Origin of the sequence: Pseudomonas sp. MYb193 (assembly GCF_002966775.1) — a bacterium.
GTDB classification, from domain to species: domain Bacteria; phylum Pseudomonadota; class Gammaproteobacteria; order Pseudomonadales; family Pseudomonadaceae; genus Aquipseudomonas; species Aquipseudomonas paracarnis.
In genome coordinates, this window is the sequence record NZ_CP023269.1 from 4,409,156 (window position 1) to 4,426,754 (window position 17,599).

Sequence of the window (17,599 nt, forward strand, 5' to 3'; positions counted from 1 at the left end):
CATGGAGTACAGATGCCAGCTCTCTATGTAATGATTCCGGCGGCACTGCTGTTAGTGGGCGTGGCCATCTACATCTTCTTCTGGGCCGTGGACAGCGGCCAGTACGAAGACCTCGATGGCCCGGCCCACAGCGTGCTGTTCGACGACCAGGACCCGAACCACCTGGCCGCCATCGATGAAGCCAACAACCCCGAGCAAGCGCCCAAAGAGCCCCCTCATGCTTGAGCTGGTGCCCTTGCTGGTCTCGGCGCTGATCCTCGGACTGCTCGGTGGTGGCCATTGCCTGGGCATGTGCGGCGGGCTGATGGGCGCACTGACCCTGGCGATCCCCAAGGAACAACGCAGCCGCCGTTTTCGCCTGCTGCTGGCGTACAACCTGGGGCGCATCCTCAGCTATGCCACCGCCGGTTTATTGATCGGCCTGGCCGGCTGGGCGGTGGCCAACAGCCCGGCGGCGATGTTCATACGTGTGCTCGCCGGCCTGCTGTTGGTCTGCATGGGCCTGTACCTGGCCGGCTGGTGGAGCGGCCTCACCCGTATCGAAAACCTGGGGCGCGGCCTGTGGCGGCATCTGCAGCCGGTGGCCAACCGTTTGCTGCCGGTGTCCAGCCTGCCCCGCGCCTTGTTGCTGGGTGCGCTGTGGGGCTGGTTGCCGTGCGGGCTCGTCTACAGCACCCTGCTATGGGCGGCGAGCCAGGGCAATGCACTGGACAGCGCCTTGCTGATGCTGGCGTTCGGGCTGGGCACCTGGCCGGTGCTGCTGGCCACCGGGCTGGCCGCCGAACGGGTGACGGCGTTATTGCGCAAGCGCAGCGTGCGGGTGACCGGTGGGGTGCTGGTGATGATCTTCGGCCTCTGGACCTTGCCCGGCCCTCATCAGCACTGGCTAATGGGGCATTAACAGGCCCTGTGGCATAGCGCCGCTCCCCGTTGATGCAAATCAAGATGCCTGCACCGCCCTGCCCCTAGACTCGGCCCACTAGCCAATCCGGGGGACCGCCCGCATGCTCGACGCCATTCGTTGGGACACAGATCTGATTCACCGCTACGACTTGGCGGGGCCGCGCTACACGTCCTACCCCACCGCCGTACAATTTGACAGCCAGGTCGGCACCTTCGACCTGCTCCACGCCCTGCGTGACAGCCGCAAGGCCGTGCGGCCACTGTCGCTGTACGTGCATGTACCCTTCTGCGCCAACATTTGCTACTACTGCGCCTGCAACAAGGTGATCACCAAGGACCGGGGGCGCGCCCAGGCCTACCTGCAGCGCCTGGAGCAGGAGATCCAATTGGTGGCCTGCCACCTCGACCCGCAGCAACCCGTTGAGCAACTGCATTTCGGCGGCGGTACGCCAACGTTTCTCAGCCACGATGAACTGCGCCAGGTGATGACACGCCTGCGCCAGCATTTCAATTTGCTGGATGATGACTCGGGCGACTACGGCATCGAAATCGACCCGCGCGAAGCCGACTGGGCCACCATGGGCCTGCTACGCGAACTGGGCTTCAACCGCGTGAGCATCGGCCTGCAAGACCTCGACCCCGACGTGCAACGGGCGGTCAACCGCCTGCAAAGCCTGGAGGAAACCCGCGCCGTGATCGATGCAGCGCGCACCTTGCAATTTCGCTCGATCAATATCGACCTGATCTACGGCCTGCCCAAGCAGTCGCCGTTGAACTTTGCGCGCACCGTGGAGGAAGTTATCCGCTTGCAGCCTGACCGCCTGTCGGTGTTCAACTACGCGCACCTGCCGGAACGCTTCATGCCCCAGCGGCGGATCAACACCGACGACCTGCCCTCGCCGGCAGAAAAACTGCTGATGCTGCAAACCACCATCGAACAGCTGACCCAGGCCGGTTACCGCTACATCGGCATGGACCACTTTGCGCTGCCGGACGACGAACTGGCGGTGGCCCAGGAAGAAGGCAAGCTGCAGCGCAACTTCCAGGGTTACACCACCCACGGGCATTGCGACCTGATTGGGCTGGGGGTGTCGGCGATCAGCCAGATCGGCGACTTGTATTGCCAGAACAGCAGTGACCTGAACCAGTACCAGAATGCCTTGGCGGGCGCGCAACTGGCGACCAGCCGCGGCCTGGTCTGCACTACGGACGACCGATTGCGACGGGACGTGATCCAGCAGTTGATCTGCAATTTCAGCCTGGCATTCGAGGGGGTCGAACAGGCGTACAACATCGATTTTCGCGGCTATTTTGCCGAGTTATGGCCGCAATTGCAGACAATGGCCGATGATGGCTTGATCGAACTGGACGCCCAGGGCATTCGCGTGTTGCCGGCCGGGCGCTTGCTGGTGCGCTCGGTGTGCATGGTGTTCGATGCCTACCTGGAGCACCAGAACAGGCAACGGTTTTCGCGGGTGATTTGATTACATCGCCAGGGAGGCAGCTTTCATCGAATCCTCGGCACTCATGCCTTTCATCGCCTTGGCCAGCGACGTCTGAGCCGACATCAGGCCAGCCTGCAGCGAACCGATCTCGGTCTGCAGCGCGCTGGCCTTGGCACGCGCCTCTTCAGGGGAAAGAGTATTGTCTGCGGCCACCGCCGCCAGTTCGGCCTGTTTTTCGGCGATCTGCTGCTTCAGTTGGCGGATCATTTTCAATACCTGTTTGACGCTATCTTCCAGGCCACTGTCATCGATGTCCGCATTGCTGCGCTGCTCAACGCCTGCAGCTTTGAATGCCGCAGCGGAAATAGTCACTGTCACACCTTCCACGACCTTGGTTTCAGCGGACTTTTCAAGGGTGGGATCTTCGTCCTCGAGCGCAGTAACCGGCTTCGCGTCAGGCACAACAGGGATGCGAATAGCCGGGTTGTAGGCCGCTATAACAGACATGATCCGAGCTCCGTCTAAGAGATGTGCTCTTTGTATCGACCTCAAGCAACAAATCTTTATACCTGTGCAGGTTTTCTGTACACGCTGGCTTCGCTGCCCCCCAGTGCGTTACCCTTACGTCTTATGTGTGTTTTCCCACAAGGATTTAAGAAATGTCCGAGCCAGTCAAACTGCGCGCTCACAGCCAGGCCCATTGCAAGGATTGCAGCCTGGCCCCCCTCTGCCTGCCACTTTCGTTGAATCTGGAAGACATGGATGCGCTGGACGACATCGTCAAACGCGGCCGCCCACTGAAAAAAGGCGAGTTTCTGTTTCGCCAGGGCGACAAGTTTGATTCCGTCTATGCAGTACGCTCGGGCGCATTGAAGACCTTCAGCCTCAGCGACGGCGGCGAAGAGCAAATCACCGGTTTTCACCTGCCCAGTGAGTTGGTCGGGCTGTCGGGGATGGACACCGAGATTCATCCGGTGTCGGCCCAGGCCCTGGAAACCACATCGGTGTGCGAAATTCCTTTCGAGCGCCTGGATGAACTGGCCCTGCAACTGCCGCAATTGCGCCGCCAGTTGATGCGCGTGATGAGCCGCGAAATTCGTGACGACCAGCAAATGATGCTGCTGCTGTCGAAGAAAACCGCCGACGAGCGCATCGCCACGTTCCTGGTCAACCTGTCGGCGCGCTTTCGCGCCCGTGGGTTCTCGGCCAACCAGTTCCGCCTGAGCATGTCGCGCAATGAGATCGGTAATTACCTGGGCCTGGCAGTGGAGACTGTGTCCCGCGTGTTTACCCGTTTCCAGCAGAACCAGTTGATTGCCGCCGAGGGTAAAGAAGTGCATATCCTCGACCCGATCCAGCTGTGTGCATTGGCTGGCGGTTCGTTGGAGGTCTGATCCAGGCTGCGGCCGCGCCAATCGGCGAGGCCGCAGGTATACTTCGAGTCCGTTTTCCGCTCTGGACTCCTCGACGATGACTTTTGATTCGTTCGACATCAAATCCCTGATTCGCCCCGTTATCGACTTCCCCAAGCCGGGTGTGATCTTTCGTGACATCACGCCGCTGTTCCAATCGCCCCGCGCCCTGCGCCTGGTGGCCGACAGCTTTGCCCAACGCTATGTCGAAGCCGATTTCACGCATATCGGTGCAATGGATGCCCGTGGCTTCCTGATCGGCTCGATCATCGCCTACCAACTCAACAAGCCGCTCATCCTGTTCCGCAAGCAAGGCAAGCTGCCGGCGGACGTGCTGGCCGAGGGTTACCAGACCGAGTACGGCGAAGCCTTCCTGGAAGTGCATGCCGACAGCCTGTGCGAAGGCGACTCCGTGCTGATGTTCGATGACCTGATCGCCACCGGCGGCACCCTGATTGCGGCGGCGAACCTGGTGCGGCGCATGGGGGCAAAGATCTTTGAAGCCGCGGCGATTATTGATTTGCCAGAGCTGGGTGGCTCGCAGCGGTTGGCAGACATGGGGATTCCGACGTATTGCCTGACGCAGTTCGGGCTGACCGAGAGATAAGCGTCGTCAGTACTGACGCCATCGCGGGCAAGCCCGGCTCCCACCTTGGAATGCATTCCCCTGTGGGAGCCGGGCTTGCCCGCGATGAGGCCCGAAAGAACACCCCGGTTTACAACCCCATCTGCTTACTGATGATTTCATTCATCACTTCGCGCGTCCCGCCACCAATCGACAAAATCCGGTTATCGCGATACAGCCGCTCCACCAGACTGCCACGCATATATCCCTGCCCGCCCAATATCTGCACCGCGTCATACGTCACCCGATCAGCGGTATCGGTAGCCAGATTCTTGGCCATGGAAATCTCTTTGATCACGCTCTTGCCGGCGGCCATCTTCGCGGCCTGGCGATAGGTGAACTCGCGGGAAACCTCCACGGCGGTAGCCATTTCCGCCAGGCGATGCTTGAGCACCTGGAATTTGCCGATGGGTTTGCCGAATGCTTCGCGCTGGGCGGCCCACTGGAGGCTTTCCTCCAAGGCCAGTTGCGCGGTCATGTTGGCCATGAGGGCCAAGGCCAGGCGCTCGCTCTGGAAGTTGCCCATGATGCAGGCAAAGCCCATGTTCTCTACACCGACGAGATTGCCCACAGGCACGCGGCAGTCATCGAAGAATAACTCGGCGGTGTCCGACGCCCACCAGCCCATCTTCTTCAGTGGCTGGCCGACGGTAAAACCGGGCGTGTCTTTTTCAATCAGCAGCAGGCTGATGCCGCCAAAGCCCGGCCCGCCCGTGCGCACGGCCACGGTGTAGAAATCAGCGCGAATGCCGCTGGTGATAAAGGTCTTGGCGCCGCTCACGCGGTAATGCTCGCCTTCACGTACGGCGCGGGTTTGCAGGTTGGCTACATCCGAGCCGCCGCTGGGCTCGGTGACCGCCAGGGCGATGATCTTCTCGCCGGCGAGCACCAGAGGCGCTATGCGCTCACGCACGTCGGGCCGGGCCCATTTGACGATGGGCGGCAGGCCGATATCCAGGGAGCCGAGCCCTGCCACCACGCCACCGGAGCCGCAGCGCATCAGTTCTTCGCTGGCGGCGACCTTGGCGAACAGATCGCCTTCGTGGCTGCCACCCAGCGCCTCGGGGTAGCCGATGCCCAGAATGCCCGCCGCACCGGCCTTGAGGTAAAGTTCGCGGGGAAAACTTTCCGCTTCCTCCCATTGCTCGATGCCGGGCAACATCTCGCGTTCGACGAAGCGGCGCACGCTGTCGCGGACCAATTGGTGGCTGGGGTCGAAGTATTCCTGACAGGCGGACATCGGCAAGCTCCATGGCGAGATGGAGCGAACTTACCAAGCGCTTGCTTGGTTATCAAGCCGAATACATTTTTTACCACCACACAAGACCCAGGTGGGAGCCGGGCTTGCCCGCGATGCCAGCGCCTCGGTCTTTCAGTTACACCGTGGTGATGCTATCTCAGGCAAGCCAGATCCCACATTTAGAGCGCGATGGGTTTGCGGCCTGCGAACGAGTGCGCCAGGGTGCCGCCGTCCACCAATTCCAGCTCGCCACCCAACGGTACGCCATGGGCGATCCGTGAAGTAATCAAACCTTTATTGGTCAGCAACTGGGCGATGTAGTGCGCAGTGGCTTCACCTTCCACCGTCGGGTTGGTTGCCAGGATCACTTCGGTAAAGGTGCCCTGCTCTTCGATTCGTGCCACCAATTGCGGGATACCGATGGCTTCCGGCCCCAAACCGTCGAGCGGCGACAGGTGGCCCTTGAGCACAAAGTAACGCCCGCGGTAACCGGTCTGCTCCACGGCGTACACATCCATCGGCCCTTCCACCACGCACAGCAACGTGTCGTCGCGACGTGGGTCGGCGCATTGCGGGCAGAGTTCTTCTTCGGTGAGGGTGCGGCACTGGCGGCAGTGGCCCACGCCCTCCATGGCCTGGCTCAGGGCCTGGGCCAGGCGGGTGCCGCCGCTGCGGTCACGCTCCAGCAGTTGCAGCGCCATGCGCTGGGCAGTTTTCTGGCCGACGCCGGGCAAAGTGCGCAAGGCGTCGATCAGTTGGCGAATCAGGGGGCTGAAGCTCATGGGCGAAGGGTCCGACAAAACAACGAGACGCGGTTTATACCCGCGCCCCGGATTAGCGTCAAATACTCAATCCTGCGCGACGCGCACCACCAACTTGCCGAAGTTGCGCCCTTCGAGCAGGCCGATAAAGGCTTCGGGCGCCTGCTCCAGGCCGTCGACCACGTCCTCGCGGAACTTGATCTTGCCCTCGCGCACCCAAGGCGCCATGGCACTGAGGAACTCCGGCTGGCGGTCGCCGTAGTCATCGAACACGATAAAGCCCTGGATGCGCACCCGCTTGGTCAGCAAGGTGCGTTGCAGCGCCGGCAAACGGTCAGGGCCGCTGGGCGCTTCATGGGCGTTATAGCCGGCAATCAACCCGCACAGCGGCACGCGCGCTTTGGGGTTGAGCAAAGGCAGCACGGCATCGAAGACTTTACCGCCGACGTTTTCGAAATAAATGTCCACGCCTTTGAAACAGGCCAGGGCCAGCTCATGGGCAAAATCTTCGCTCTTGTGGTCGATACAGGCGTCAAAGCCCAACTCATCCACCACGTAGCGGCACTTGTCTGCGCCACCGGCAATGCCCACCACGCGCAAGCCCTTGAGCTTGGCCACTTGGCCCACCACCGACCCCACCGCGCCAGACGCAGCCGCCACCACCAGGGTTTCCCCGGCCTTGGGCTGGCCGATATCCATCAAGCCCATGTAGGCCGTCATGCCCGGCATACCCAGTACGCCCAAGGCCATCGACGGACTCGGCAACCCCTTGGGCAGCGGGATCAGGTTATGGCCTTCGCAAATGCAGTGGCTTTGCCAGCCAGTGGCGCCGACCACCAGGTCGCCCACTTCGAATTTCGGGTTGCGCGATTGCTCGACACGGCTGACAGCCCCACCGGTCATCACCTCGCCGATTTCCACGGGCGCGGCGTAGGACGGCGCGTCACTCATGCGTCCACGCATGTAGGGGTCCAGGGACAGGTACAGGGTCTTGAGCAACACCTGACCGTCTGCCAGGTCCGGCAGGCTCACACGTTCCAGGCGAAAGTTTTCCGGCGTGGGTGCGCCTTGAGGGCGTGAGACCAGAACGATGCGTTGGTTGAGCGTCATTTCTTGAGGCATCAGCGGGGCTCCTTTATCGGTGAGTGGTTTCAACGGTATAGGGTGCAGACCATCGGTGAAGGCCTGGGGTTCGATGTTTCGACCGGCCAAAAAAAATGCCAGGCGCGATGCCTGGCATTTGAGTCTAGCTAAAGCGTGTATCAGAACGGCAGTTTCATGCCCGGTGGCAGTTGCATGCCAGCGGTCACGCCGGACATTTTGTCCTGGCTGTTGGCTTCGATCTTGCGCACAGCGTCGTTGACGGCTGCGGCGAACAGCGCTTCGAGCATTTCCAGGTCATCTTCACCCACGCCCGGCAATACGCTTGGGTCGATGCTGACACGCTTGATGTCGTGACGACCGGTCATCACCACGCTGACCATATCGCCACCGGCTTTACCGGTGACTTCGGCGTTGGCCAGTTCTTCCTGCATCTTGGCCATTTTTTCCTGCATCTGCTGCGCCTGCTTCATCAGGCCGGCCATGCCACCTTTCATCATGGGAATCACCTCAAAAGTACGTGGATCAATGAGTAGCCCGGTGTCATGACGCTTGGGGCACCGGGGCTTCGACAGGTTCAATAGTATCGTGGCGGACGACCGCACCGAACTGTTGCATCATTTGTTGGATAAGCGGATCTGCGTGGATCGAGTCCTCGGCCTCGCGCTGGCGGTTAAGGCGCCGACGGGTCGCTGCCTGAGCCGGGGTTTCCTGCTCGGGCTTGATCAGCTCGATGGCGATGGTCAGCGTGCGCCCATGGTACTGGTTGAGCGCATCGTTGAGCCGGCGCTGCTGGGTGGCGTTGAACAAGGCGCTATGGGCCGGGTCCAGGTGCAGCAGCCAGTGGTCGCCTTCGATGGAAATCAGGGTGCAGTTGGCGGCGATACTGCCGGTCATGCCGGAGATCGGCAATTTCGGAAACAATTCCAGCCATTGCAGGGCCAGGCCGGTAGCCGGAGCCGCGGCAGGCTCTACCTCGGGCTCGGGCGCAGGTTCCGCGGTGTGCTCACTGGCCAAATCGTCCAGGTAGCTGTAGGCCGAATCCATGTCCGGCTCGATGTAGTCTTCGTCCAGCGGCGGTTCGTCGTCCAGGTCAATGCCGGGAGTGGCCGCGTCGACCTGGGCGACCGTCGGTTCAGGAACGGGGGCCGATACCCACTCAGGGGCATCCGGCACCACGCTGTCCGGAGTCGGCGCAGGCATCGGTGTCAGCTCGGGTTGCTCGCCGGTGGTTTCCAGCACGGGCTCCACGGCGGGCTGTTGCTCGGGCTCTACTTGCGCTTCGACCGGGTCATTCCAAGGCAAGTCGACAACGGGCTCGGGCTCGATGACCGGCTCGGGCTCGACCACCGGTGCGACGGCAACCGGCGCAGGTTCGGGCTCAGGTGCCGGCGCAACCGGCTCAGGCACAGCAACCGCAGGCGCAGCAACTACTGGCGCAACAACAGCCGCGCCAGCCACTGGTTTGGCGGAATCAACTGTGGCCTGGCTGATCCCCACTGGCTTTAGCGGCTGTCTCGGTGCGTCTGCCGAATCTGCCGGCCGGAATGCCAGCATGCGCAGCAGCACCATTTCAAAGCCACCCCGAGGGTCGGGTGCCAGGGGCAGGTCGCGGCGACCGATGAGGCCCATCTGGTAGTAGAACTGTACGTCTTCGGCCGGCAAGGCCTGGGCCAGGGCCAATACGCGATCACGGTCGCCATGGCCGTTGTCCACGCCTTCCGGCAGGGCCTGGGCGATGGCGACGCGGTGCAATACGTTGAGGATTTCCGAGAGCACGCCATTCCAGTCCGGGCCTTGCTCCGACAGGTGGCGCACCGCTTCGAGCAACGCCTTGGCGTCGCCTTCGATCAGCGCGTGCAGCACGTCGAACACCTGGCCGTGGTCCAGGGTACCGAGCATGGCGCGCACGTCGGCGGCCATGACCTTGCCTTCACCAAACGCGATAGCCTGGTCGGTGAGGCTCATGGCATCGCGCATCGAACCATCAGCGGCGCGGCCCAGCAACCACAGCGCGTCGTCTTCGAACGGTACGTTCTCGACGCCCAGCACATGGGTCAAATGCTCGACCACACGCTCGGGGGTCATGTTTTTCAGGGAGAACTGCAGGCACCGCGACAAAATCGTTGCCGGAAGTTTCTGCGGGTCGGTGGTGGCCAGGATGAACTTGACGTAGGGCGGCGGCTCTTCCAGGGTTTTCAACAAGGCGTTGAAGGAGTGGCTGGACAGCATGTGCACTTCGTCGATCAGGTAGACCTTGAAGCGGCCACGGCTCGGCGCGTACTGCACGTTGTCCAGCAGTTCGCGGGTGTCTTCGACCTTGGTTCGGCTCGCGGCATCGATCTCGATCAGGTCGACGAAACGCCCTTCGTCGATCTCACGGCACACCGAACAGGTGCCACAAGGCGTCGAGGTAATACCGGTTTCACAATTCAGGCACTTGGCGATGATGCGCGCAATCGTGGTCTTGCCCACCCCGCGCGTACCGGTGAACAGGTAGGCGTGGTGCAGCCGTTGGCTGTCCAAGGCATTGATCAGAGCCTTGAGCACATGGGTCTGGCCGACCATTTCGCGGAACGAGCGCGGGCGCCATTTACGTGCAAGAACCTGATAACTCATCGAAAACCGTCGCAACTGGGAAGCAGAAGCCGGTAATGCTAGCGGAGCAAGGGGGAAATTGCATCCGGCACGCTCGTCTAATCTGACGAAGCTTGTTCGATTGGCCTCCCGGAGGGCACCTGCGGGCGTTTTGCTGGCACCTTGGAGCGCCAATGCCCTTCCAGACTGATAGCGGCGACACTTGCCAGCACGATCACCGCGCCCAGCATCACCTGCAGGGTGACGTGTTCGCCAAGCAGCGTGGCGGCCATCAGCATGGCAACCGGTGGAATCAGGTACATCGCCACCGACGCACGACTGACCTCGACGTACTTCAACACGTAACCCCAGGCCAGATAGGCCAAGGCACTGGGAAAAATGCCCAGCACCAGCACGGCAAGATTCTCCACCATCGGTGCCTGCACGATGGCGACGGGCAGGCCCGGCAGGTTCACGCACAGCATCAGGGTGCCGGACCACACCATGTAGCACGCCATCGTCAACGGGCTGTAGCGATGGGCGTAATGTCGCTGGATGGCGAAGTACACACTCCATGAGCAGGCCGCCAACAAGATCAGCAAACCCCGTGGGTTGATATCGCCTATGCCCCGGTCGCCCCAGATCACCCCCACTACGCCGGCCAACCCCAACAGCACGCAGCCCCAGCGCCAGGTGCTGACCTGCTCCTTCAAGCACAAAAACGCGATCAACACACTGAACAATGGCGCCGACTGTGCCAACACACTCGACGCTGCCGCCGTCACCCATTGCTGCCCGTAATTGAGACTGGTGTGGTGCAGGAACACCCCGAAAAAGCCCAGCACCAACAACCACGGCAGGTCGCGCAATGGTGGCCGTCCAATTCCCACCACCGAGGCCACGCCGCCCATGAATACCGACGCGATCAAAAACCGCAGCAGCGCCAATTGGCCGGGGCTGTAACTGTGCAGCCCCATGTGTACGCCGATGGGGGAATACGCCCAACAGAGGATGACGCTGGCAATGACTAGCGTAAGCTTCAGAGGTGACGGAGTATTCATCGACAGCATCCACGCAAAAGGAATGCTGCCAGTCTTGGCCCAGGCAAGGCATAGGACAATTAAGCGTTTCTGACTTCTGAAATCATTGGAACTGAGCAATGGAACTGGCCCAACTGAAAATGGTACGAGCCGTGGCGCAAACCGGCAGCGTGGCCCAGGCTGCGCTGCAATTGCACTGCGTGCCGTCCAATATCACCACGCGCATCAAGCAGCTGGAAAGCGAGTTGGGCACACCGCTGTTTATCCGTGCTGGCCGAGGGCTGGCGATCAGCGCCGCGGGAGAGATCTTCCTGGATTACTGCGAACGTATCCTGGCCTTGGTGGATGAATCCAAACGCGCCGTGGATGCCAGCGCCATTCCCCGTGGCACCTTGCGCATCGGTGCGGTGGAATCCAGCGCCAGCGGGCGCTTGCCACCGCTGCTGGCGGAATACCATCGGCGTTATCCCGATGTCAGCCTGGAACTGGTCACCGGTGCCTGGGCGCAACTGCTGGATGACCTGCAGCACCACCGCCTGGATGTGGCGCTGGTGGCTGCCGGCGGCAAACGCACAAAGCTGGAACAGAGCGTGGTCTACAGCGAGCGCCTGGTGCTGATCGCCAGCGCGTGCAGCGCCCCTATCAACAGTGCCGAGGACCTGGCCGGCCGAACCCTGCTGGTGTGGCCGCCGGGCTGCCCTTATCGCGCCGCCCTGGAAAACTGGCTCAAGCCCCATGACATCAAGCCAGCAATCGCCAGCTACGCCAGTTGGGGCACGATCATCGGATGCGTGAGCGCGGGGATTGGCGTGGCGTTGGCACCCGAGGGGATCCTGGCGCGCTATGAACAGGCCAATCAGCTGGCATCGTATCGCTTTGAAGCACTGGCGCCCGTGGACAACCTGTTGTTCTGGCACACGGACACCCAGCGGCACCTGGCGCGAGATGCGTTTGCCGGGCTACTGCGCGAGACCTTTGGCTGACGGGATTGCCTTAATGCTCACAGCCATGAAGATCAAATGTGGGAGCGGGCATTAGCCCCCCTCCCACCTTTTTACAGCTTCGGCGCAGCCAACCGTGCGTACTGGCCCTGGCTGATCCAGCCCGTGAACGAACGGTCGTCAGCGTTGATGAATTCCACCTGCGCCCAGCCGTCCTTGAATGCCAGTACGCCCACTACGTCATGCTTGACGATGTAGGGCCGCTTTGCCGCTTTGGCGCCCGGCGTTTTCAGCAAGTAAGCCTTGTCGGCAGACACCGTCACCAAGCCGATCCATTGTTTGCTGGCGGTCTGGCTCAGCGCCAGGCCGGTGGCGATTTCCGGCATCAGCACGTTGATGCAGCCGGGGTGTTGACGGCCCTGCGCCACGGTCAGGGTCACCCCGTCGGACGCCGCTGCCACACTGCCTGGGTAGGCAGCGTCCAGCCAGGTGGTGAGCGCTTCGGGTTTGCCTTGCAAGTAGAACGTGCAACCACGGGCCACACCCTCGCCCATCGATTCCTGGTAGAAACCCTCCACCTGATGCCCCGGCGTCACCGCCAGCATCAGCCCTTCATATTGGCCTGAATGCAACGCCGCCGGGCCGGCCAACGCAGGCGCCACGGCGCACCACGACAACACTCCCATCGCCAGATAACGAATCATCTTATTTCTTCCCTTCAAAGGCTTCGTAGGCTTGTTTCATCAGGACGTCATAGTTGCCGTAATCATCACCGTTATAGTTTCGGGCCATGGCGGTAAAGTCCTTGTTTTTCATGGCACTCAATAATGCCGAGTTGTGGCTGCAAAGGCTGAGATAGGCTTTGAGTTGGTTACCGGCATTGATCTTTAATGACGCCACGAACTCAAACACCGTCTTGAATCCGCACGCAGCAAAATTGAACCCCATGATTTGAAACATGCCCCAGGAGGCCGACATCAAGGCGGCTTCCTGATCCAGCGCAAAGGCGGTGGCCATGGTCTCCCAGGCCTTGACCTGATCCTTGTTGTTCGCCTGCCATTGCGGGCCGGCTTTTTTCTTGTAGACATACGACAGCAACGGCTGCGACTGGTCGTAGATGTGCTTGGTGTACTTGCGAAAGTGGTGCCCTTCAAAGGCGATGATCGGCAACTTGGCCGGCCCGAACCCCACCTTCCCGCCCGACTCCACCGTGGCGAACGCCTTGACCACATTCACCGAAATACCGTTGCCCAATTGCTTGGCGGCGTTCTGGAAATCCGTATCGCTCAATGTCGTCCCGCCATCGCAGGTGGACTGCATCATCAACTGCCGGTTACGCCGCTCGGCCTCGATCACCGCACGCACGCGGTCCAGGTACACATTGACCGTGGCCTGTACCGCATCGACGTTGTTATTGCCGAAGATGTTGAGAAACGTCGGAATGCGCGTATTGGGAAAAGCCCGCACCGGTACCTTCAGCGCCTCTTCGATCAGACTGTTGAACGTCCGCCCGGTGGGGTCGATCACGCCATCGGGATGGGCGTACTTGAGATGGCGAAACTGATACTGGCTGATGCACTGCACCAACTGGCCGTCGCACTTGCCGTTTTCCAGCAAGGCAAACCCCATCTTGGGAATGATCAAATTGAATAAATACTGGATGCACTGAACATCGGCGGGCAAGTTGCGGGCTTTGCCGGGCGTCCCTACCGAAGCACTGATAAGACGAGGCAACCCTTGCAGGCTTTTCATGACAGACATCCTTGTGAGTGAAAGAAGTGATAGCACTTCAACATCAAATCCATGCCCTTGTCATACTCTGAAACAAGTGGCCGGCGCAAGCTAACAAGGCGGTCTGCGGATTGTCCAGAGGGCTTTATGAAAGTTGTGAAACAGCCGGATTAAAACCGTCAGTAACCGTGGGATTCACGGGTCTTTTGATACTTGTGATAGTCGAGCCACTCGACCACATCGTAGGGCAGGTACAACTGCACCCTGGCCCGTGAAATCGCGATATACACCGCACAGAGTCGTTGATCGAACGCGTAGGCGTCCTGGAACTTCACATTGGTCAACAATTCCGGGGTGAGCAGTACCCGGTCGAACTCCATGCCACCCGCATCCTGCGCCAGCATCAACAGGACGCGCTCGTCCGGATGGCCAATCAACCTGTTCAGACGCGTGACATCCGCCCCGTTAAAGCCTTTTTCCAGCTCGGCCTCGACCCACAGAAACGCCTCATCGAACTGGCAGGCTTCGCGCACCTGCTGCCAATCGGCCATGTCGCTGAAAAACGCATGGGGGCCGAGGTCATTGAACTCATTGCTATAGAAATCGGGTTTGAACAACGCGATGACCGTGTCCATGAAATGCTTGAGCGACTGCTGGGCCTCTTTGCTCGCCAGGCCGAACGCACAGCGGGCGTGGCTCAGCTGGATCGCCCACTGCATGGTGTCCCAATGGGAAGCGGTCAACACCACGCAACCTTGCGGGGGCACGAAACCCTGCGGATAAAACTCAATGCCGACATCGGCATCGCGCGCGCCCTCGAAAAGCGATTTGCTTTTTTCCGAGTGCAAGCTGATCAACGGGTTGACCAGGCGCTCGACATTGCGCCCGGAACGCACGGAGTAGCACACGTCGGTATGGCGAACCTCACGGGCACGCTTGACCACGCCGCCACTGGCCTGCTGATACTCATCCCCCAAAGTGATCAGCACCTGGCAGCCGCGCTCGATGATTTGCAACAGCGGCGCCGGGATGTCCTGGCTCTCATCGATGAGCACATGGGTATAGCGCTCGGGCACCACGCAGCCTGCAAGGCTGGCGCGCTTGATCATCAACAAGCCTTCAAACCCGGTATGCCGGCCCCAGGCCGGGTTCGCCTCAAGGTAGCCCCACAACCGGCTGGCATACTCGAGCAGCGCCCTGGCATCGACGCCGGCGAGCGGTTGCTTGAAATGCGGCAAATGCTGGGCCGACAAGCTGTACTCCCAGGAGCGGCAGTAGGCCTCAAGCACCTTGAGGCACACCTCCACCACCGCTTGCCCTTCCAGGCGGCGGAAACCAAAGATATTCAGCTCTTGAGCGAGCGCCTGCTTGGTCGGCACCCTCGCCGGCGTATTCAGCGGCTTTGGCCTCGGGCCATGCAATAGAGCATGGGCGAAGTCCTGGAAGGTATGCCCGGCCTTACGCTCCCGCGCTCCCACCATGCGCGCACGCAGGGTTTCGAGTTTTGCCGGGGTGCGTGCCAACAGCAAGGTCTTTTCCGGGCGCAGGTGCTCCAGCAAGGCCACCAGCAGGTGACTCTTGCCAATGCCTGCATAGCCTTGAACATGCAGGTCTTCGTTCAGGTTGGCACGGAAGGTTCTGAGCAGCTTGTCCTGCTCGGCGCTCAACCAGCGCTCGCGATGCCTGGGCGTGATCACCTGCTGGCTGAACGGATCATTGGCCTTGAGATGGCGGACTTTATACTCGACGTCCCATTTGCCACTGGGTAACAGGTAGTCCCGCGCCTGGACTTCCTCCTCCAGCAGAAAGCGCAGCTTCAGGCTTTTGACCACATTGAGGCCGAAGTACAGCTTCCTCTGATCGAACAGCCGCTGCGCTTCAGAGAGCAGGGACACACTGGCCGAATGGCGGGCATCGACTGCCCAGTCAATCAGCTTGGCCAACACTTTTTCAGCACCGTTGGCGCTCAGGTCGCTTTCCGGCACCTGCGCCAGGTTCTGGATCACCAGCACCGCCGCCAATTGGGGCTCGCTCAGGGCTACAAGCGCATCGAAACCCTCGCCGCCCAACAAACCCGCACAGGTGTGCTCGGTGATCGGCAAGAATACGGGGCTGGATAAGTCGAAATGTTCCGAGTGCATAGAGCCTCGTAGCCAGGGGAAGAGACGCTTGGGAGTATGCCACTAGACGCGAAATGACCGTCATGCACTGTGCAGGAAGCATCACAGATGACTGGCTGAAAATAACTTGAGTTTTAGAAGGGACTGCAGAAGGGAGCGTTATGGAGGCAACCCCACCAGCCACACCCCGGCACACAATGTTCCCGCTGTGGCTGCTGCCTTCCGGCTCTGACCAGGTTCACGGGTAATCGTTGCGGGGGGACCGATGGGGTCACCATAACGACGCTGCCTCTCGGCAAGCCGCGCCATTGTACCCATCTCATCGGAAGTTACAACCGTTGGTTCCGGATTAAAAAATGAGAAGGCTCAAGCACTTGCCATAACCCCATCAGCCCTGCCGCCTTCTTCCTGGATGACCAGGTGAATAAAGTGCAGCTTGGCAATCACCGCGGGCGGCAGCACGAAGGGGTAGAAATCCGGCTGGCCCATGGCGCGGGACAGTTCGTTGAGCATGCCGGCCAGTTCGATCCAGGCATTGACGAAGGAAAGGAATGCCGGGCCGCCAGGGTGTTGCGGGTCGTAGAGCGTGGTCAGGGGGAATGGCTGGTAATCCAGGTCCATCTCGCGGGCGCTCATGCCAAAGCCCAGGGCCGTGTCCACGGCGTCCATCATGTGCAGGTAGTGGGCCCAGGTTTCAGCCCAATCTTCCCAGGGGTGCATGGTGGCGTAGGCGCTCACGCAGGTGAGTTGCCAGTCCGGGCGCGGGCCGTTCTGGTAGTGCCGGTCGAGGGCCCCGGCATAACTGGCGCGTTCGTCGCCGAACAGGTTGCGAAAAGGTGTGAGCCAGTGACTGTTGGCGATCAGGCGATCCCAGTAGTAATGGCCGACTTCATGGCGAAAATGGCCAAGCAAGGTGCGGTACGGCTCGCGCATCTGTACGCGGACTTTTTCGCGGTGGGCGTCGTCGGCTTCCTTGATGTCCAGGGTGATCAGCCCATTGGCGTGACCGGTGGTGGGTGCGTTGCCTTCCAGGTCGATACCGATAAAGTCGAAGGCCAGGCCAGTCTCTTCGTCAACGCTCTTGGGCACCACTTGCAGGCCCAGGCTGATCAGTTGCGCCACCAAGCGGCGCTTGGCGGTTTCGACCTTGCGCCAGCGTTCGGGGTTTTCCGCAATTGATAGGTCAGGAATGGTGCGGTTCAGGCTACAGGCCACGCACAACGGTGCAGTGCTGTGAGCAGGTATCAGCCAGTTGCAGGCGGCGGGTGAATCGAGGTTTGCACAGCGCCGGAATGCGCCGGCATCGAGATTATCGTCCGCCAGCCAAGTACCGACCGCCGGCCCAGGTTGCAAGGACGACAGGTGGCTTTGCTGCGGCTGGTAACCCAATGCCGCCTGGCAGGCCAGGCATTGGCTGTTGCGAAAAAACAGCGACTGGCCACACCGGCATTGCCACACCTTGCTGTTGCGCGAGGTTTCGGCCATGAACGGAGCGGCGATGCGCGTGCTGAGTTGCTCGAAGTAGCGGAACATGGCGATCTCTCCCTGGGTGACAGAGACTAGATCATTTATCGGGAGAGATCGTTCAACACGTGCAGGAGATGCCTCTGCTCCCTGTGGGAGCGAGCTTGCTCGCGAAGATCGTTAACGATAATGCGGGGCGCCTGATTTACAGCGGCGCCCTTTGATTCTTCGCGAGCAAG

Annotated in this window: 17 protein-coding genes and 1 other RNA gene; 6 read left to right on the top strand and 12 right to left on the bottom strand. The window is 60.9% G+C overall.

The genetic code is table 11. The annotated features are described in order from the left end of the window. Positions 1-12: 12 nt before the first annotated feature. The 3 genes from ccoS to hemN all read left to right on the top strand — a co-directional run bounded on the left by ccoS (position 13) and on the right by hemN (position 2,387). Complete coding sequence (gene ccoS / locus CLM72_RS20055) at positions 13-225, top strand: cbb3-type cytochrome oxidase assembly protein CcoS (protein WP_014719448.1); 213 nt, start codon at positions 13-15, stop codon at positions 223-225. Beyond that, positions 218-901 carry a sulfite exporter TauE/SafE family protein gene (locus CLM72_RS20060; protein WP_105227739.1) on the top strand — a complete coding sequence of 228 codons (684 nt, stop codon included), beginning with the start codon at positions 218-220 and terminating at the stop codon, positions 899-901. The genes ccoS and CLM72_RS20060 overlap by 8 nt, the downstream gene beginning before the upstream one ends. 103 nt (positions 902-1,004) lie before the next feature. After that, a complete protein-coding gene (gene hemN, locus CLM72_RS20065; protein ID WP_105227741.1) occupies positions 1,005-2,387 on the top strand; it encodes an oxygen-independent coproporphyrinogen III oxidase in 1,383 nt (460 codons plus the stop codon). On the opposite strand, the gene CLM72_RS20070 is transcribed toward hemN, so the two are convergent. Next, positions 2,388-2,855: a FlxA-like family protein gene (locus CLM72_RS20070; RefSeq protein WP_105227743.1), complete on the bottom strand. Its 468-nt coding sequence runs from the start codon at positions 2,853-2,855 to the stop codon at positions 2,388-2,390. It abuts the gene before it with no gap. A 152-nt stretch (positions 2,856-3,007) separates the two neighbouring features. Between CLM72_RS20070 and fnr the strand changes: the two genes are divergently transcribed. Together fnr and CLM72_RS20080 are read left to right on the top strand one after the other, a co-directional pair. Continuing rightward, positions 3,008-3,742 carry a fumarate/nitrate reduction transcriptional regulator Fnr gene (fnr, locus tag CLM72_RS20075; protein WP_005790290.1) on the top strand — a complete coding sequence of 245 codons (735 nt, stop codon included), beginning with the start codon at positions 3,008-3,010 and terminating at the stop codon, positions 3,740-3,742. Between the two features lie 76 nt (positions 3,743-3,818). Further along, entirely contained in the window at positions 3,819-4,367 is a 549-nt protein-coding gene (locus tag CLM72_RS20080) for an adenine phosphoribosyltransferase (RefSeq protein ID WP_034128393.1), read from the top strand. 109 nt (positions 4,368-4,476) lie between these two features. Here CLM72_RS20080 and CLM72_RS20085 read toward each other — a convergent pair whose 3' ends face one another. The 6 genes from CLM72_RS20085 to CLM72_RS20115 all read right to left on the bottom strand — a co-directional run bounded on the left by CLM72_RS20085 (position 4,477) and on the right by CLM72_RS20115 (position 11,125). Continuing rightward, complete coding sequence (locus CLM72_RS20085; RefSeq protein ID WP_105227745.1) at positions 4,477-5,625, bottom strand: acyl-CoA dehydrogenase family protein; 1,149 nt, start codon at positions 5,623-5,625, stop codon at positions 4,477-4,479. 179 nt (positions 5,626-5,804) lie between these two features. Next, entirely contained in the window at positions 5,805-6,407 is a 603-nt protein-coding gene (gene recR, locus CLM72_RS20095; RefSeq protein ID WP_014719453.1) for a recombination mediator RecR, read from the bottom strand. Between the two features lie 66 nt (positions 6,408-6,473). Continuing rightward, complete coding sequence (locus CLM72_RS20100; RefSeq protein WP_003193196.1) at positions 6,474-7,508, bottom strand: NADP-dependent oxidoreductase; 1,035 nt, start codon at positions 7,506-7,508, stop codon at positions 6,474-6,476. A 140-nt stretch (positions 7,509-7,648) separates the two neighbouring features. Continuing rightward, a complete protein-coding gene (locus CLM72_RS20105; protein ID WP_003193199.1) occupies positions 7,649-7,987 on the bottom strand; it encodes a YbaB/EbfC family nucleoid-associated protein in 339 nt (112 codons plus the stop codon). Between the two features lie 43 nt (positions 7,988-8,030). Beyond that, positions 8,031-10,106: a DNA polymerase III subunit gamma/tau gene (gene dnaX / locus CLM72_RS20110; protein ID WP_105227749.1), complete on the bottom strand. Its 2,076-nt coding sequence runs from the start codon at positions 10,104-10,106 to the stop codon at positions 8,031-8,033. Between the two features lie 77 nt (positions 10,107-10,183). Then, positions 10,184-11,125 (bottom strand): DMT family transporter, encoded by a 942-nt coding sequence (locus CLM72_RS20115; RefSeq protein WP_105227751.1) that lies wholly within the window; start codon positions 11,123-11,125, stop codon positions 10,184-10,186. Between the two features lie 98 nt (positions 11,126-11,223). Here CLM72_RS20115 and CLM72_RS20120 point away from each other — a divergent pair, with 98 nt between their 5' ends. After that, positions 11,224-12,087: a LysR family transcriptional regulator gene (locus tag CLM72_RS20120; protein WP_060772981.1), complete on the top strand. Its 864-nt coding sequence runs from the start codon at positions 11,224-11,226 to the stop codon at positions 12,085-12,087. Between the two features lie 71 nt (positions 12,088-12,158). Here CLM72_RS20120 and CLM72_RS20125 read toward each other — a convergent pair whose 3' ends face one another. The 5 genes from CLM72_RS20125 to CLM72_RS20145 form a co-directional block, all read right to left on the bottom strand. After that, positions 12,159-12,749 (bottom strand): hypothetical protein, encoded by a 591-nt coding sequence (locus CLM72_RS20125; RefSeq protein WP_105227753.1) that lies wholly within the window; start codon positions 12,747-12,749, stop codon positions 12,159-12,161. Position 12,750: 1 nt separating this feature from the next. Next, positions 12,751-13,797, bottom strand: a complete 1,047-nt coding sequence (locus CLM72_RS20130; RefSeq protein ID WP_105227755.1) for an N-acetylmuramidase family protein — start codon at positions 13,795-13,797, stop codon at positions 12,751-12,753. Positions 13,798-13,955: 158 nt separating this feature from the next. Beyond that, positions 13,956-15,917, bottom strand: coding sequence for a hypothetical protein (locus CLM72_RS20135; RefSeq protein ID WP_105227757.1), 1,962 nt, complete (start codon positions 15,915-15,917; stop codon positions 13,956-13,958). 150 nt (positions 15,918-16,067) lie between these two features. Further along, an RNA gene (ffs, locus tag CLM72_RS20140) (signal recognition particle sRNA small type) lies at positions 16,068-16,164 on the bottom strand. 98 nt (positions 16,165-16,262) lie between these two features. Then, positions 16,263-17,429, bottom strand: a complete 1,167-nt coding sequence (locus tag CLM72_RS20145) for a putative zinc-binding metallopeptidase (protein WP_105227759.1) — start codon at positions 17,427-17,429, stop codon at positions 16,263-16,265. Positions 17,430-17,599: the final 170 nt, after the last annotated feature.

Coding starts and splice junctions, on each gene's coding strand:
- ccoS (WP_014719448.1), top strand. CDS start 13: ATGCCAGCTCTCTATGTAATGATTCCGGCGGCACTGCTGTTAGTGGGC.
- CLM72_RS20060 (WP_105227739.1), top strand. CDS start 218: ATGCTTGAGCTGGTGCCCTTGCTGGTCTCGGCGCTGATCCTCGGACTG.
- hemN (WP_105227741.1), top strand. CDS start 1,005: ATGCTCGACGCCATTCGTTGGGACACAGATCTGATTCACCGCTACGAC.
- CLM72_RS20070 (WP_105227743.1), bottom strand. CDS start 2,855: ATGTCTGTTATAGCGGCCTACAACCCGGCTATTCGCATCCCTGTTGTG.
- fnr (WP_005790290.1), top strand. CDS start 3,008: ATGTCCGAGCCAGTCAAACTGCGCGCTCACAGCCAGGCCCATTGCAAG.
- CLM72_RS20080 (WP_034128393.1), top strand. CDS start 3,819: ATGACTTTTGATTCGTTCGACATCAAATCCCTGATTCGCCCCGTTATC.
- CLM72_RS20085 (WP_105227745.1), bottom strand. CDS start 5,625: ATGTCCGCCTGTCAGGAATACTTCGACCCCAGCCACCAATTGGTCCGC.
- recR (WP_014719453.1), bottom strand. CDS start 6,407: ATGAGCTTCAGCCCCCTGATTCGCCAACTGATCGACGCCTTGCGCACT.
- CLM72_RS20100 (WP_003193196.1), bottom strand. CDS start 7,508: ATGCCTCAAGAAATGACGCTCAACCAACGCATCGTTCTGGTCTCACGC.
- CLM72_RS20105 (WP_003193199.1), bottom strand. CDS start 7,987: ATGATGAAAGGTGGCATGGCCGGCCTGATGAAGCAGGCGCAGCAGATG.
- dnaX (WP_105227749.1), bottom strand. CDS start 10,106: ATGAGTTATCAGGTTCTTGCACGTAAATGGCGCCCGCGCTCGTTCCGC.
- CLM72_RS20115 (WP_105227751.1), bottom strand. CDS start 11,125: ATGAATACTCCGTCACCTCTGAAGCTTACGCTAGTCATTGCCAGCGTC.
- CLM72_RS20120 (WP_060772981.1), top strand. CDS start 11,224: ATGGAACTGGCCCAACTGAAAATGGTACGAGCCGTGGCGCAAACCGGC.
- CLM72_RS20125 (WP_105227753.1), bottom strand. CDS start 12,749: ATGATTCGTTATCTGGCGATGGGAGTGTTGTCGTGGTGCGCCGTGGCG.
- CLM72_RS20130 (WP_105227755.1), bottom strand. CDS start 13,797: ATGAAAAGCCTGCAAGGGTTGCCTCGTCTTATCAGTGCTTCGGTAGGG.
- CLM72_RS20135 (WP_105227757.1), bottom strand. CDS start 15,917: ATGCACTCGGAACATTTCGACTTATCCAGCCCCGTATTCTTGCCGATC.
- CLM72_RS20145 (WP_105227759.1), bottom strand. CDS start 17,429: ATGTTCCGCTACTTCGAGCAACTCAGCACGCGCATCGCCGCTCCGTTC.